The sequence below is a fragment of the Natrinema sp. 74 genome (assembly GCF_046097095.1).
In the GTDB taxonomy this organism is placed as follows: Archaea; Halobacteriota; Halobacteria; order Halobacteriales; family Natrialbaceae; genus Natrinema.
Window position 1 is genome coordinate 863,330 of the sequence record NZ_CP175698.1, and the last position, 13,093, is coordinate 876,422.

Here is a 13,093-nt window from a genome sequence, read left to right on the forward strand (position 1 = left end):
ACTCGACTACTGAACGATACGACGCACTCATGGCGACAGAAACCGAGACGCGATTCGGAGCCGAAACGGTGGGCCGAACGCCGCTCGTGGCGGCGTTCATCGCCGTACAGCTACTGGCGTTTGCCACGGCGTTCCTGCTCGAGAAACCGACCTGGTACGCGTACTTCATGGTCGGCAGTGCGGCCGTCACCGCCTACGCGCTCGACGGGTCGCCGTTTACCGTCGCGACCGCGACCGCCGGGAGCCTCCTCATGGTCGCATTGGGGCTGCCGCTGTTGCTGTTCGTCGCGCGACAGTCACCCTCGCTCATCCTCGAGAAGGCGCTCGATCCGGACGTACAGCGCATGCTCTATCTCGGCGTCTATGGTCCGCTGTTGGCGGCGCTGCTCAGTCTCCTGCTCGGCGTCCCGCTCGCACACCTGCTCGCGAAGGGATTCGCCGGCCAGCAACTCGTCGAAAGCCTCGTCGACCTCCCGCTGGTCGTCCCACACTCGGTCGCGGGCATCATCATTCTCTTCGGCTTCGGACAGAAGGGCGCGTTTCCGCAACTGTCGGTGCTCGGGACGATGGTCGGCATGGTCCTTGCAATGACGTTCGTCGCCGCGCCCTACGCCGTGAACACGACTCGAGAGGCGTTCGAGACGATCGACGTGCGTCTGGAGTACGCGTCTCGCATTCACGGCGCGAACCGCTGGCAGACGTTCCGCCGAGTTACCGGCCCGCTCGCGGTTCGAGGCATGATCACCGGCGGTATCCTCGCATGGGCGCGGGCCGTCTCGGAGTTCGGTGCCGTCGCCGTCGTCGCCTACAGCGTCTCGTTCTTCTATCCGCCCGCGGGCGGGCAGGTGACCGCACAGCACGCTCCCGTCTTCGTCTACAACTCATATCTCCAGGGCGGGCTCGACGAGAGCGGCGCGGTCGCGTTCTTGCTGCTGGGGGTGTCCGCGTTCGTCTTCCTCGTCGTCAGGTATTTCACCGACAGAACCACGATCGGCGGCGGACTCTCCCGATGAGCCTACACGCAGACCTCAAAGCGACGTTCACCGCGAAGGGTGCCGAAGCGTTCACCGTCGACGCCGCGTTCGACGTCGAGCGCGGCGAGAGCCTCGCCATCCTCGGACCAAGCGGCAGCGGCAAGACGCTGTTGCTCGAGGCCATCGCCGGCTTTCACGACCACGACGGGACCGTGACGCTCGACGGACGCCGGCTCGACGACCGCCCGCCGGAGCAACGAGGCTTTGGCTTCGTCTTTCAGGACTACGCCCTGTTTCCCCATCTGTCCGTCCGAGAGAACGTCGAATATGGCGTCCGGTACCACCACGAGACGCGTGATTCAGACGAGTTGCTGGCCGAACTCGGCGTTGCCGACCTCGCCGACCGCTACCCGCCGACGCTCTCCGGCGGCGAAAAACAACGCGTCGCACTCGCTCGAGCGCTCACCGTTCGGCCCGACGTGATGTTGCTCGACGAACCGCTGGCCGCGCTCGACGTCCCGACTCGGCGGACGCTACGAGATGATCTGGCCGACGTGCTCGCGGACGTGACCAGCGTGTACGTAACCCACGACCGCACGACCGCGCGAGCGATCGCGGATCGGATCGTAGTGATGCGAGACGGCCGCGTCGTCCAGATCAGTACGCCCGACGAGATCTTCCAGCGGCCCGCGTCACCGATGGTCGCCGAGTTCACGGGCTCGAACGCGATTCCGCTGTCGGCTGCGCCCTCGCTCGAGGACGCGCTCGGCCGCGACGGACCGTCTGACGGATACGTAGCGATCCGGCCAGAATCGGTCGCGATCGGCGGATCGACGGGTGACGTCTCGGGGATCGTCGACCGCGTCGTCCGTGAGGACGCGACCACCCGAGTGACGGTATCGTTCGACGAGGTCGCCATCGATGCGTTCACCGACGACCCTCCGACCGTCGGGGAGACGGTCCAGCTGACGTTTCCGCGCGCCGAGTTGCATCGCTGTTAACTCCCTGAACGCAATTCCCGAAAGCGGCCTGGCTATCGAACGCGCTCGCGGTCCGAGCCGACCGCCTGGCGTTCGGTTTCGTCGAGCCACCCAACGGCCGTTACTCGACCTGTGCGACCGCTGCCACGGCGTTTTGAACGTACCGCATACTCGTTGCGATCGACATGACGCCGTCCATCAGCGCCTGTTGGCTGGCCTCGTCGGGGTAGACGCGGTACTCCACCTGAACCGTCTCGGCCTCGCGTAACTGACAGGCCGTCCCCTCCTCGTCGAGAAACGTATAAAAGCCCGGTGTCGCGGCCAGCATCGGCCCGACGTACTCGAGAAGTTCGCTCCGTCGCCGGTCGTCTCGGAGCAGATTCTTCGCCCGTTCGGTGTCGAACCCGCTGCGGCCGACGACCCGGATCGGCCCGAACTCGTCTTCCTTAATGACGTGGATTGGCAGACGCGAGAGTTCGACCTGAAAATTGAACTCGGTGTCCTCGTCGGTGTGGCGCGTCACGTCTCGGATCGCGGTCTCGTCGAGCCAGTGGCGGACCTGCGTTTCACTGATGTGCCTCGTCATACCGAGTCGTCAGCGAGGAACCGAATAAGGCTTCAGCGGGCGATGGCCTGTCCGACTCGCCGTCGCGATCCGTTTCGTGCTCGGGCCGAACGTCGCCTCACTACCTGCGTTTGGTCGGCATCGTCGAGTAGCGCGCGGTCCCGCGCATGTCCGCCCGCTTCGACGGCGGCGGCGCCATCGTGGAATGGCGACTCGGACCGCGCGACGCCGTGTCGCGATCCGGATCGCCGGACCCGGACTGTCGCGGCTCGTTGTCGGTTTCGCCCGCAGCCGTCGTCGCGTCCTCCTCGTCCGCGGCCGTCTCACCGTCGGCCGCTCCGGCGCGTCGCTCCTCGAGTTGGGCTTTGAGCCGCGAGACCTCCTCGCCGAACTCGACGAACGACCCGTTCATCGCCGATCGGAGCCGGTCACCGAGGTCGTCGGCCGTCCCCGACGCGTTTCCGTCTCTCTCGGCCGCGTCCGCCGCGAGGTCGCCGTCCGCTTCGTCTCCGTCTGCCGTGCGCTCTGTGGCGTCGTCGGTGGAATCGGCCCGTTCCCCGATCGTCGCACGGAGGTCGTCGACCGCGCCTTCGAACTCGCTGTCGCCCGCGCGGTCGGCGAGCTTCGCCAGCCGCAGCAACCGCCGGAGGTCCTCGACGCGTTCTTCCTCGCCGCGGGCGATTGCCTCGGGTATCGATTCCGGCTCGCTTCCGTCCTCGAGGACGTCCAATCCGACCGCCGCGAGCAACTCGGTTGGTTCCGTCGACTCGACGATATCGTTTGCCTCGGCAGCCGTCTCGAGGAGGGCCGCCTCGCCGTCTTCGGCGGTCGCATCGTCACCGCCGACGATCGACTCGCTCGATGTGTCGGCCTCGTTCAGTACGTCGCTGACGCGTTCCCGTAGTTGTGAGTCGCTCATAGGTGTTCGATATCGGTTTGGCGCGCCGTCGTCCGTGGTCGCTCACGAGGAGGACAGACGCGTCGCGGCGTTACTCGGCTTCCGCTCCCTCGGTGTCCGACTCCGAGTCCGAGTCGCCGTCGGACTCCTCGTCCGTCACCACCTCGATGATCTTCGCGGTCATCTCCTCTCGACTGAGGTTCGCCTTCACGTCGACGTCCTTCGCGACCGACTGGAGGTCGCTGTATGTCATCACCCCGAGGAAGTCCTCGAGCGTCTCTCTTCTGAGATTTGCGAGGTCCGCCGCGGATGGGTCGTCCACGTCGGCCGGTTCGAGTTCTTCGGTGGGCTCGTCGTTCTCGTCGGCCGGTTCGTCGGGTTCGTCGCCCTCATCGGTCTCGTCAACCTCCTCGGCCGTCGCTTCGGAGTCGGCCGGTTCCTCGGCCTCAGCGCCGCCGGTGACCCCGTCGACCGTCTCTGTTGCCCTGCTGGCGGTCGTCTTGACCGAGTCACCGGCCTTGCCGGCGGCCTCTTTGACCGCCTCTGTGGCGCTCGTCTCGCCGCTCTCGCCGCCTTCGTCAGCCGATGACGGTGCTTCGTCCGCCGCCTCGTCGCTCTCACCGCCTCCGACGCCCTCGAGAAGGTCCTCGGCACCGCTGCCCTTCGTCACGCTCTCGGCTATCGACTCGAGCGAGTCACGGCCACCCACGTTCGCGAACGACTCGCGGAGGGCGTCCCGGACCGCCGTCGAGAGGTCGGCCTGGATCTCACTGAGGGAGTTCCCTTCGTCGAGGCCCGTGGCAATCGTCTCGTGGACCTCCCGGCCGATCGCCGCGCCGACTTCGCGGCCGAACCGTTCGCCGAACCGACGACCGACCGCAGCGCCGACCTCGCCGCTGTCGATACCGTCCTCGATGCTTCCGTCGCCGAGTATATCGGATGCATCGAGCTGGTTGCCGACCTCCTCGGCGACCACTTCCGTCAGTCCCGAGTCGTCACTCACGGCGATCACCGCGACTCGTTTCGTGGTGCGAACGGAGTCCCTGCATCAGCGGATCACTCCTCGGCTTCGGCAGTCCGTTCTTCGTCGGTCGATTCCTCGTCCTCGACGTCGTCTTGCGATTCGGCGTCGGTTTCAGCGTCGGTATCACCTTCACCCTCAGCGTCGGTATCGCCCTCGTCCGCGGCCGTCTCGTCGTCGTCGCTCTCGGCCTCGGGTTCGGTTTCGCCCGCCTCGGCGGCTTCTTCGTCCGACTCGTCTTCCTCGCCCTCCTCGATGGATTCTGCTTGCTGTTCGTCGCCTGCCTCCTCGTCTTCCGCGGCCGATTCGTCCGCCGTCTCGTCGGAACTGAGCAGTTCGTCGACGACCATATTCCCGATCGTTCGGCCGAGGGACTCGCCGATCGCTCGACCAAGGATTGCGCCGATCTGGCCGCCCAGCGCCTCGCCGAGCGGTTTATCTCGATCGATCTCGTCCTCCCAGTCGGTCCCTTCGACCAGTTCGTCGACGTCGACGTTTTCGGTGATCTTCTCGGTATCGATCCGCTGTGTCAGTGAATCATCACTCATGATGTCGCCTCCGCCTGTGACGGCTCCGTCTCACCGCGGGTCTCGTCGGTGCGTTGGGGTTCGAGTTGCTCGAGCAACTGTTCGAGTATCGCGCTGACGATCGCCGAGACGATCTCCTCGGTCGGGAAGCTGGGAACGAGCGCGGCCAACTTCTCTCGCAGCCAGCTCGCGGCCCCCGACACGCCGTTTTTCAGGCGGGTCACGGCTGACGAGAGCGGGCCGGGGGAGCCCGCCTCACCCTCGGTCTCGCCCTCGTCTTCGTCTTCAGCGGCCTCGTCGGATTCGCCTCCACCGAAGAGCCCTGTGAGCTTCTCGACGGGCTTGTTCAGCACGTTCCGGACGAACTCGACCGGCTTACTCAACAGCGATTTCGCCTTGTTGATCATGCCGCCGGTCCCGTCGAGCAGCCCCGACACCGCCGACAGGAGGTTGCCGAGCAGGTTGTTCTCACCCGGACGTGCCGACACGTCCAGCGTCACCGGGTCCAGATTAACCTCGAGTCCGAGTAAGTCGAAGAACAATCCGCCGAGATCGAGATGGAGGACGCCCGACGTGTCGTCGCTCTCGTACACCTCGTCGGCACCTTCGACGTGGTACTCGTCTTCTTCCTCCGGTTCCTCTTCTTCCTCTTCCTCCTCCGCTTCCGCTGGTTCCTCTTCTCCCTCTTCCTCCGGTTCCTCGTCAGTTTCGACTTCCACCTCCGATTCCGCCGCTTCCCCCTCGTCTTCGACTGCTGCCTCCGCTTCCGCGTTCGTCTCGGCCTCGTCTTCCGGCTCTTCGTCTTCCGACTCCTCCATCTCCGCCTGGCCGCCGTCGGTCATCACTCGAGGCGGCGGTCCCGCAGTCTGCTCGCCCTCATTGGGACGGGACGTGGCGCGCTCGAGAGACGAATGCCCCCCGTCGCCGTTCGATGTAAAATCCTCGCTCATGGTACGGACGGACAGACGAGAGTCGGCGTTGTGGGGGTTGGCCTTGCGTGTGCGACTATCCAACACAATAGGCGACCACCGGTCCGAACCGACCGACGGCTACTCGAGCGAGTCGACGTGAAGCGCGTACTGGCCGCGGGTCCGCCCCTCGTCGTGATACTGTACCGGTTCCTCGATCGCCGCGACGGTGCTGTGGCCGGCGGCGGCCGCCGTGGCGATGCCGTCGACGCGCTCACGGCTCGCCGCGCCGGACGCGAGGTCGAACCGGCGGACGGTGTGCGTGTCGGGATCGCGTACCCGGAAGTTCTGCGCACAGGGTGCCACGAGCCGGTCGCCGTCGGCGGCGAGACCGTGGACGAAGCCACGAACCTCGTCGTCCCACAGCAGTTCACCGTCGGCGTCGAACGTCGCGATCCGGTGTTCATTCGGATGCCGGTGTTCGGTCTCGCGGCTCTCGACCGCGTAGGTGTTGCCGGTCACGAACGCCACCCGGCCGTCGTTCGCGTACGCGTGGTTCGGGTACGCATACAGCGTCTCGCCGTCGATTTCGGTCTCGACCGCGAGGTCGACGCTCCAGCGCTCGGCCCCGCCAGGTCCGAGCAAGTAGCCACGCTTGTCGCCGTGGCTCGAGACGGCGATCGTCTCCCCGTCGAACGACACGTCCCCGACCCGACGGTCGCCTTCGGTGCCGGGATCCCAGGTCCACGCGAGGTCGCCGCCGCCGGTTTGTGGCGACTCGGTCGTCGCGCCCCCGGTCTCGAGGACGACGAGCCCGGTGTCGTGGTTGCCCATACAGCGGTTGTAGCCGACTGCGAGGCGCTCGCCGTCGGCGCGGCAATCGAGCGCGATCGGCGAGGCGTCGGTCCCGTAGGTCCACCGGACGCTACCGTCGGCGTCGAACGCGTAGACGGTGCTGTGCCACTGGCGGATCTCGCCGTCGCGCTCGTAGCGACGCGCGGCCGCGTAGAGCCGATCGTTGCCGTCGGCGTCGGTGCCGACCTCGAGCGCGACGACATAGGGAAGGTAGAAGATGGTGTCCTCGGTCGGGTCGCCGACGTCGTCGGCGGTGTCGTAGCGCCAGCGCCGGTCGCCCGTCTCGGCGTCGTAGGCCGCGATCGTGCCCGTCTCGCCGCGGCCGGCGACGATGATCGTTGCTGCCTCGTCGCCGTCGTCGGTCGGGTCGCTTCCGCCCTCGAGCGACGCGATTCCCACCGCGTGGTCCGGATGATCGACCGTCCAGCGCGTCTCGAGCGAATCGGCGTCGCGGGCGGTGACGGTGCCGTCCCACTCGCCGGTGACGACGAGGTCACTGGACTCGGCGACGCAGACCGCGGAGCGGGTCCACATATGTCTGCTCCGAGCGGGTTCGATCTCGCCGAGCGGGGCCGATCGGAACGAAGTCTCGTGATCGTCGTCGGGTACGGTCTCGCTCATCGTCACTCCTCGACCGGGAACGTCTCGTGGAGGGTGTCGTGGGCGTCCCCGAGCCCGTCGACGATGTGCTCGCCCTGGGCGGACAGCCGTTCGACCGCGCGCTCGGCGTCGCGGACCGCAAGCAGCCGCCCCCGCGTGTAGTCGTATTCGGGATCGTCGGCGTCCATCGCGGCGACCTCCTCCTCTAAGTCGACCAGCGCCGCGTCGAGGTGGCGCTGTACCGCCGCGAGGCTGTCGGCCTCCGCGAGGCCCTGAATCGGGCCCTCGAGGTGGCCCTCGAGTTCGTTCTCCGCGTGTTCGCGGGCGCTATCGTCCCCGACGCCGAGGACGTTCATCAGTCCGAGTCGCAGTGCTTCGATTTCGTGGCAGCTCATGAGTTGGTCGGTGAATTGGGTTCGTATCCGCAGTCACTTCGCGTGCGATTCCGCATGGATACCGCGATAATCCGCGTGGCTACAGCGTCTGATCGACGAGATCACTGACGATCCGGTCTCGATCGAGGTGGTCGGCGACGATCCGCTCGGCGTCCTCGCTCGCCACGCCGCCGTACCAGATTCCGTCGGGGTAGACCGCGACCATCGGCCCGTCGCCACAGCGGCCCAGACAGGACGACCGCGTGATGCGGGCGTCGCAGTGCTCGGAGTCGCGGGCTTCCTGGCGCAGGCGCTCGAGGACCGCCGGCGACCCCTGCTCGGCGCAGGTCTGGTTCAGACAGACCGCGACGTGCTTTTCGGGCGCGTCGTGGCTGTGGGGTTCGTCGTCGACGTCTTCGCGGTCGGCGTGGGCCTCCTGATGGGCGAGCGCGCGGAGCATCGCCCGCGCCCCGCCGACGTCCTCCTCGTAGCCCTCGAGGTCGACCTTGTACTTGCACGTGTCACAGGACATCTCGACGCTCCCCGATCGGGCCTCCTGCCAGCGGTCGGCGAAGACATCGAGTAGCCGCGAATCGGTGCCCAACGGGTCGCCAGCGAGCGCGTTGACGTACGGGTACTCGGCGTCGAACTCCGCCGTCCAGTCGCGCACGCGCTGGGTGAGGACGCCATCGCCGAGCATGTACGGCAGGACGACGACCGCGTCCGGGCGGTGTTTCGAGAGCCCGTGAAGGGTGTCCTCGAGCGTCGGCTCCGTGACGCCGATGAACGTCGCCTCGACGCGGTCGAACGCGCGGCCCTCGAACAGCAGCCGGGCCAGCTTGTGCACGTCGCCGTTGGCGTCTGGATCGCTCGAGCCCCGGCCGCAGACGACGACCGCGATGTCGTCTTCCTCGCGGTCAACGCCCAGTTCGTCCTCGACCGCGGCGGCGCGGTCGTCCAACAGGTCTAGGATCGCCGGATGAACCCCCAGATGCGCCCCGTTTCGGATCTCGAGGTCGTGTTCTGCGCGGGCCTGCTCGATCGCCAGCGGCACGTCGTTTTTCACGTGACTCGCCGCGAACAGCGAGCAGTGGACGACGGTTACCCGGTCGGCAACGGGCGCGAGTCCCGTAAACGCCTCGTCGATCGCCGGTTTTGCGAGTTCGAGGAACGCGGCGTCGACCGGGATCCCGAGCCGCGACTCGAGGTCGGCCGCCAGTTCGCGGACCTGCTCGTTTGACTGCTCGCGTCTGGAGCCGTGGCCGACCAGCAGGACGGCCTCGTCGTCGAAGCCGGCAACCGTCGCGGGCGTGGTCTCGTCGGGTGTGCTCATCGATAGCGTGGGTGTCGGTCGGTCATTCGCCTACTCGTCGTACGCCTCGGCCTGCTCGAGGCTCTTCTCGAGTTTGCGGCGGCGACTCGGCGCGAAGAGGCCGGTCGCCTCGCAGCCCTCGTAGAGCCACGTGCCGAAGTCGGGCGCGGCGTCGTCGTCGACGCCGAACCAGTAACCGCCCGACGAGGTCTCGGAAAGGTCGTCGTAGGGCGCGTCGATCGGGCACTCCGCGATCAACTCCTGTGCCAGCTCGAGCAGCTCCCGGTTGTCGTGGACGAACGAGATGCCGACCGTCCCGCTCTTTGACTTGAAGCAGATCGTGCCACAGCCCTCGAGCAGGCCCCGGAGCAGTTCTCGATCGTGGCTCGCGAACGCGCCGAAGCGGTAGTTCCCGCGGCCGTCGACCGGAAGGCCGAGCGCGCCGCTGCGGCCCAGCAGTCCGGCGTCGCCGGTGTCGTCGCCAGCGTTTCCGTCGCCGCCGATCGACAGCGTGTACTCGTCCTCCGTACGCGTAATCGAGGTGTCGTGGGCGTAGTCGCGGGTGGTCGTCTCGTGTGCTACGTCGCCGCCCGCGACGGCTGCGAGCACCTGCGCGGATTCCTCGTCGTTGGTGACGACCTCGATCTCACTGTCGGACACGTCGCCGCTCCCGGCGACGTGGCCCCAGAAGTACGCCGTCGCGGGGTGGCCGGCGAGCGGATCGGACGGCACTTCGATCTCGAGGCCTGCGTCGGATTCGCCGTCGGCCGCCGACTCAGCGTCGCTCATTCGCCCACCTCCCGGACGACGATCGCGTCCGTCGGGCAGGCCGCTGCGGCCTGCTGCGCTTCGTCGATTCGGTCGTCGTCGAACGTCGCGACGACGCGCTCGGTGTTGTCAATGACTTCGCCCTCGCAGTCGTAGACCGGATCCGCACCGGGGTCGATCGTCGCGAGGCCGTCCTCGCCCTCGACGAACCGGGGATCGCGTGTCAGACAGGCGAAGATGCCGTCGCAGGCGTCCTTCTCGATGGTGACTTCGTATCGTGGCATAGTGGTGGCGTTCGCTGGTTGGATCGTCGCTCAGTAGTCGTACTTCGTCTCGTAGCCCCGCGGGGTCACCATCCGGTCGTCCCAGACGTAGGTGTCCTCGGTGCCGACGACGATCGTCGTCGTCATGTCGATGATCTCGCTCTCGCCGAGTTCCTCGAGTTCGCCGAGTTCGGTGATCATCACCTGTTCGTCCTCGCGGCCGGCCCCGTGGACGATGCCGACCGGCGTGTCGGGGTCGCGGTGGGTCAGGAGGATTTCGCAGGCCTTCTCGAAGTTCTCGCGGCGCTTGCGGCTCCAGGGATTGTAGATCGTGATCGTGAAGTTCTCGCTCGCGACGGAGTGCAGTCGCGACTCGATCTCCGGCATCGGGACGAGATGGTCCGACAGCGAGACCGAGACGGTGTCGTTGACCAACGGTGCGCCTAGTCGGGCCGCACAGGACTGGGCCGCGGGGACACCCGGCACCACGTCGAAGTCGACCATCGAGGCCGTCGCGCCCTTGGACTCTAAGATCTCGAGTGCGAGGCCGGACAGCGCGTAGACGTTGGGGTCGCCGCTGCCGACGATCGCCACGTCGTTGCCCGCGAGCGCGCGGTCGATCGACTCCTCCGTGCGCGACACTTCGCCGCACATCGGCGTGTCGTAGATGTCCTCCGCCTCGTCGGTGATCTCGTCCGGAATGAGGTCGATGTAGGTCGTGTAGCCGACGATGTGGTCGGCCTCGAGCAGGGCGTCCTTCGCGCGCTCGGTCATCCCCTCGGGGTGGCCAGGACCGAGGCCGACGGCGATCAGTTGGCCGGGCTCGGCGTCGAAGTCCTCGATCGTCGCGCCGACCTCCTGTTCGTTCGAACTATCGTCGTCCGAACTCGAGGCCCCGCAGCTCGAGGACGAGGAACTCGAACTTGAGGACGCACCACACGTCGAGCTGCTCGAGTCGTCACCGGTGCTCGATCCGCCGCACTTGGAACCCGAACTCGAGGCCTCGGTCTCGGTGGTGCTCGACCCGCCGCACTTGGAACTCGAAGTCTCGGTGGTGCTCGACCCGCCGCACTTGGAACTCGAAGTCTCGGTGGTGCTCTCGCTCGAGGAGGCACCGCAGTTGGAAGTCGATTCGTCGTCAGCGTCCGCGTTGGTGTCCGTACTCATGGTCGTAGTTTAGAAATCGTCGACGTCACGCCCGCCGCGCGGGGTGACGAGGTACGTTCGGTCGTCGTTGCGCCAGGTCTCGGTCTCGTGGTTGCCGATGATCAGCGAGGTGCCCATCCCCGACACCTTGTCGTCGTGGTCGGCGGCCTCGCCGAGGGTCGTCACGTGTTGGCTCTCGCCGTTGCGGCCGGCGTCTTTCCGGCCGGCGTCGTTGACGATGGCCACGTAGGCGTCGTCGGTCCGCTCCTCACGGACGATCTCGACCGCCTTCTCGTAGTTGCGCCAGCAGTTGTAGAGGACGATCACGAAGTCCGAGATCGCGGCCGCGCGCAACTTCTCCTCGATTTCGTCCCAGCCGCGCCACTTATCCGACAGCGAGATCGTACAGAAGTCGTTACACAACGGCGCGCCGACGTTGGCCGCGCCGCCCAGCGCCGCGGTCAGACCGGGGACGATCTCGATCGGCACGTCCGTCGCGTCCTCCTCCTCGGCCATCTTGAAGATGAGGTCGGACTTGCCGTAGACGGAGGGATCGCCGCCCGAGACGTGGGCCACGTCTTTCCCCTCGCGGACGTAGTCGAACGCCGCGCGGGCGAGTTCGATCTGGCGGCCCATCGTCGAGCGAACGATCTCCTGTTCTGTGCCGTCTTCGCGCGTCGCGATTCCGTCCTCGTCGGTTCGCTCTTCGGCGGGGATCGTCCCGTCGGCCCGCAGGAACTCCTGATAGAGACTCGAGGCGATGACCACGTCGGCCGATTCGATGACCTCCTTGGCCCGCATGGTCATGTGGTCGGGCAGGCCGGGGCCGATGCCGACGACGGAGAGGGTGCCGTGGTCGTCGGGTGTGCCGTCGCCGCTGGTCGCTGTATCCTCGACGCTCATTTGCCGATCGCCACCGTGACCTCGTTCTCGTAGCTGAGCTTCTCTAAGACCAGTTCTTGTTCGGCTCCGCCGGCGATCGCCGAGGCCTCAGAGACGCCCGGCCAGCCGATCAACTCCTTCGATTTGGAGGGGGTCGGCCCCTCGTGTGCGAGCAGCGTCTCCTTGTCGAAGGCGACGACGCCCAGATCGAGTTCCTGGGCCGCCTCGAGCAAGCCCTCCTCGTCTTCCTTTCGCGTCGCGGTCCCGACGAACTCGACGTCGGCGAAGCCGTAGTCGGTTTGCTCGAGGGCTTCTTCCCACGCGGCGAGGAAGGCCTCCTTGTCGGCACCGGAGACGCTGCCGGTGCCGAGCACGACGCCGTTGTCCTTGTTTCGCTTGAGCACCGTCACGTCGTCGCCGACGAGGACGGCCTTCGGCCCCTCGAGTCGCTCGACGGGGCCGAGGTTATCGTCTAGTACGGCGAGGTTCGTCTTGACCGTCGAATCACCGTTGACGACGTGGGTGTCCATCGCCTTCGCGCGGGACTCGACGCCCTGCTTCCCAGCCGCCTCGCTCGCAGTGGTCATCGCCGGAACGGCACCCATCGTCGCCAGGTCCTGTGCGACCTGGTTCGCGCCGTGGTGGCCGCCGGTGATCGGGATCGCCCACGTCAGTTCCTCGTCGACGACGCAGATAGCAGGGTCCTCCCACTTGTCGTCGAGCAGGTGGGCCGTCTTCCGCATCGCGATCCCCGAGGCCATCAGCCCGATGAAACAGTCGTACTCGCCCCAGTGCTCCTCGAAGACGTCGCCGTGATACTCGAGGATCTCGATCGCTTCGTAGCGATCACCGATTTCTTCCTTGATCTCCTCGGCGGTGTCCATCTTCCGGCCGAAGGAGACGATCGCGATCTCCTCGGCGACTTCGCCGTCCGAATCCGGCGTCGAACAGTGACCGCCGTCGTCCGATCCGGTGTCGTCCGTCGTATCCGCGTTCTCAGTTCCTGAACTCATTGTGAAG

15 protein-coding genes are annotated in these 13,093 nt (G+C 66.7%); 2 read left to right on the top strand and 13 right to left on the bottom strand.

Translation table 11 applies throughout. The features are described 5' to 3' along the window. The first annotated feature begins 29 nt into the window (after nt 1–29). Together ACJ70B_RS04260 and ACJ70B_RS04265 are read left to right on the top strand one after the other, a co-directional pair. On the top strand, nt 30–1,013 hold the full coding sequence (locus ACJ70B_RS04260) for an ABC transporter permease (RefSeq protein WP_408959172.1): 984 nt from the start codon (nt 30–32) through the stop codon (nt 1,011–1,013). After that, nucleotides 1,010–1,975 carry an ABC transporter ATP-binding protein gene (locus ACJ70B_RS04265; protein ID WP_408959173.1) on the top strand — a complete coding sequence of 322 codons (966 nt, stop codon included), beginning with the start codon at nt 1,010–1,012 and terminating at the stop codon, nt 1,973–1,975. Before ACJ70B_RS04260 ends, ACJ70B_RS04265 begins: the two co-directional genes overlap by 4 nt. Before the next feature lie 100 nt (nt 1,976–2,075). On the opposite strand, the gene ACJ70B_RS04270 is transcribed toward ACJ70B_RS04265, so the two are convergent. From ACJ70B_RS04270 to cbiG, 13 genes are all read right to left on the bottom strand, one after another. After that, a complete protein-coding gene (locus tag ACJ70B_RS04270; RefSeq protein ID WP_408959174.1) occupies nt 2,076–2,540 on the bottom strand; it encodes a hypothetical protein in 465 nt (154 codons plus the stop codon). A gap of 100 nt (nt 2,541–2,640) precedes the next feature. Next, the gene (locus ACJ70B_RS04275) at nt 2,641–3,438 is read right to left on the bottom strand and encodes a hypothetical protein (RefSeq protein WP_408959175.1); all 798 of its coding nucleotides are present in this window, start codon (nt 3,436–3,438) and stop codon (nt 2,641–2,643) included. A 70-nt stretch (nt 3,439–3,508) separates the two neighbouring features. Further along, the gene (locus ACJ70B_RS04280; RefSeq protein ID WP_408959176.1) at nt 3,509–4,420 is read right to left on the bottom strand and encodes a hypothetical protein; all 912 of its coding nucleotides are present in this window, start codon (nt 4,418–4,420) and stop codon (nt 3,509–3,511) included. A gap of 53 nt (nt 4,421–4,473) precedes the next feature. After that, nucleotides 4,474–4,986: a hypothetical protein gene (locus ACJ70B_RS04285; protein WP_408959177.1), complete on the bottom strand. Its 513-nt coding sequence runs from the start codon at nt 4,984–4,986 to the stop codon at nt 4,474–4,476. Continuing rightward, a complete protein-coding gene (locus ACJ70B_RS04290; RefSeq protein WP_408959178.1) occupies nt 4,983–5,915 on the bottom strand; it encodes a hypothetical protein in 933 nt (310 codons plus the stop codon). The genes ACJ70B_RS04285 and ACJ70B_RS04290 overlap by 4 nt, the downstream gene beginning before the upstream one ends. Before the next feature lie 99 nt (nt 5,916–6,014). Next, complete coding sequence (locus ACJ70B_RS04295) at nt 6,015–7,349, bottom strand: PQQ-binding-like beta-propeller repeat protein (RefSeq protein ID WP_408959179.1); 1,335 nt, start codon at nt 7,347–7,349, stop codon at nt 6,015–6,017. 2 nt (nt 7,350–7,351) lie between these two features. Continuing rightward, nucleotides 7,352–7,723 (bottom strand): DUF3209 family protein, encoded by a 372-nt coding sequence (locus ACJ70B_RS04300; protein ID WP_408959180.1) that lies wholly within the window; start codon nt 7,721–7,723, stop codon nt 7,352–7,354. Between the two features lie 79 nt (nt 7,724–7,802). Further along, a complete protein-coding gene (locus tag ACJ70B_RS04305) occupies nt 7,803–9,035 on the bottom strand; it encodes a CbiX/SirB N-terminal domain-containing protein (RefSeq protein WP_408959181.1) in 1,233 nt (410 codons plus the stop codon). Nucleotides 9,036–9,065: 30 nt separating this feature from the next. Further along, on the bottom strand, nt 9,066–9,803 hold the full coding sequence (locus ACJ70B_RS04310) for a cobalamin biosynthesis protein (protein ID WP_408959182.1): 738 nt from the start codon (nt 9,801–9,803) through the stop codon (nt 9,066–9,068). After that, a complete protein-coding gene (locus tag ACJ70B_RS04315) occupies nt 9,800–10,066 on the bottom strand; it encodes a ferredoxin (RefSeq protein WP_408959183.1) in 267 nt (88 codons plus the stop codon). The genes ACJ70B_RS04310 and ACJ70B_RS04315 overlap by 4 nt, the downstream gene beginning before the upstream one ends. A gap of 30 nt (nt 10,067–10,096) precedes the next feature. Further along, nucleotides 10,097–11,212 carry a precorrin-3B C(17)-methyltransferase gene (gene cobJ / locus ACJ70B_RS04320; protein ID WP_408959184.1) on the bottom strand — a complete coding sequence of 372 codons (1,116 nt, stop codon included), beginning with the start codon at nt 11,210–11,212 and terminating at the stop codon, nt 10,097–10,099. 9 nt (nt 11,213–11,221) lie between these two features. Next, nucleotides 11,222–12,094, bottom strand: a complete 873-nt coding sequence (locus ACJ70B_RS04325; RefSeq protein WP_408959185.1) for a precorrin-3B C(17)-methyltransferase — start codon at nt 12,092–12,094, stop codon at nt 11,222–11,224. Beyond that, nucleotides 12,091–13,086 carry a cobalt-precorrin 5A hydrolase gene (cbiG, locus tag ACJ70B_RS04330; RefSeq protein WP_408959186.1) on the bottom strand — a complete coding sequence of 332 codons (996 nt, stop codon included), beginning with the start codon at nt 13,084–13,086 and terminating at the stop codon, nt 12,091–12,093. Before cbiG ends, ACJ70B_RS04325 begins: the two co-directional genes overlap by 4 nt. Between the last annotated feature and the right edge of the window lie 7 nt (nt 13,087–13,093).

Coding starts and splice junctions, on each gene's coding strand:
- ACJ70B_RS04260 (WP_408959172.1), top strand. CDS start 30: ATGGCGACAGAAACCGAGACGCGATTCGGAGCCGAAACGGTGGGCCGA.
- ACJ70B_RS04265 (WP_408959173.1), top strand. CDS start 1,010: ATGAGCCTACACGCAGACCTCAAAGCGACGTTCACCGCGAAGGGTGCC.
- ACJ70B_RS04270 (WP_408959174.1), bottom strand. CDS start 2,540: ATGACGAGGCACATCAGTGAAACGCAGGTCCGCCACTGGCTCGACGAG.
- ACJ70B_RS04275 (WP_408959175.1), bottom strand. CDS start 3,438: ATGAGCGACTCACAACTACGGGAACGCGTCAGCGACGTACTGAACGAG.
- ACJ70B_RS04285 (WP_408959177.1), bottom strand. CDS start 4,986: ATGAGTGATGATTCACTGACACAGCGGATCGATACCGAGAAGATCACC.
- ACJ70B_RS04290 (WP_408959178.1), bottom strand. CDS start 5,915: ATGAGCGAGGATTTTACATCGAACGGCGACGGGGGGCATTCGTCTCTC.
- ACJ70B_RS04295 (WP_408959179.1), bottom strand. CDS start 7,349: ATGAGCGAGACCGTACCCGACGACGATCACGAGACTTCGTTCCGATCG.
- ACJ70B_RS04300 (WP_408959180.1), bottom strand. CDS start 7,723: ATGAGCTGCCACGAAATCGAAGCACTGCGACTCGGACTGATGAACGTC.
- ACJ70B_RS04305 (WP_408959181.1), bottom strand. CDS start 9,035: ATGAGCACACCCGACGAGACCACGCCCGCGACGGTTGCCGGCTTCGAC.
- ACJ70B_RS04310 (WP_408959182.1), bottom strand. CDS start 9,803: ATGAGCGACGCTGAGTCGGCGGCCGACGGCGAATCCGACGCAGGCCTC.
- ACJ70B_RS04315 (WP_408959183.1), bottom strand. CDS start 10,066: ATGCCACGATACGAAGTCACCATCGAGAAGGACGCCTGCGACGGCATC.
- cobJ (WP_408959184.1), bottom strand. CDS start 11,212: ATGAGTACGGACACCAACGCGGACGCTGACGACGAATCGACTTCCAAC.
- ACJ70B_RS04325 (WP_408959185.1), bottom strand. CDS start 12,094: ATGAGCGTCGAGGATACAGCGACCAGCGGCGACGGCACACCCGACGAC.
- cbiG (WP_408959186.1), bottom strand. CDS start 13,086: ATGAGTTCAGGAACTGAGAACGCGGATACGACGGACGACACCGGATCG.